We start from the raw sequence: 679 nt of genomic DNA on the forward strand, positions 1-679 counted from the left end.
GAACGCACATGTTGACCGCATCGCGAACGTGCCAGCCGGTATGCCTTGGGARCAGCAGGTTCAGATTGCGGAGGCGCAGCGTGGGGCAGCAAATGCGCAGGCTACCCAAGATGTGACACAGAGCGATAAGGCGACTAGATGTGCTGCTTTGAAACTTGAACGTGACAAGATTTGGAGTCGATACTCCAACTGGCAGTACCAGGCACCTGAAGTTGTCGGACCGGATCGGCAGAGGACGCTCGCAATTCAATCAGAGCAGCAGCGGCTTGGTTGCCCTCAACAATAGTAGGTGGCTATGAAAAATAAATCCACTTGCCGCTATCCGCACTGTAATGAGATTTGGCACCTTGGTGGCTTGTGTAGTAAGCACTACGAGGAGGGTCGAGCTAAAGAAGAGTTGCGGGGTGAAGCTGTCCGTTCACTGCACTGGGGCGTTATCGATGGTGTGCGCCCATCAAATGAGGTCGCGCGAAGTGAATTGGTGAAAATTCAACGCTGGTGGAATGAGGTTTGCAATGCATTGAATTTCGGGCACAAGCATTCGGTGCTGCGAGACGAGGTTGAATTTGCGAAGGAATGGTGCATTGCCCTCGCAGAGCAAATCGTCAATATCGAACGGGCGTTCAGAGCTGGAACTCTTCGTGAGACGGATGACATGTTCGTTGCTACACAATTATGG

The 679-nt window shown here is 52.4% G+C and carries 2 protein-coding genes; both read left to right on the forward strand.

Annotated features, from left to right (window positions below; all coding sequences use genetic code 11):
* The coding region (locus tag AC1D1X_RS25070) for a hypothetical protein (RefSeq protein WP_477699599.1) at window positions 1-286 on the forward strand (286 nt) is incomplete at its 5' end.
* 9 nt (window positions 287-295) lie between these two features.
* On the forward strand, window positions 296-679 hold a 384-nt coding region (locus tag AC1D1X_RS25075; RefSeq protein ID WP_477699600.1), incomplete at its 3' end, for a hypothetical protein.

The organism is Polaromonas sp. P1_G4, assembly GCF_056405475.1.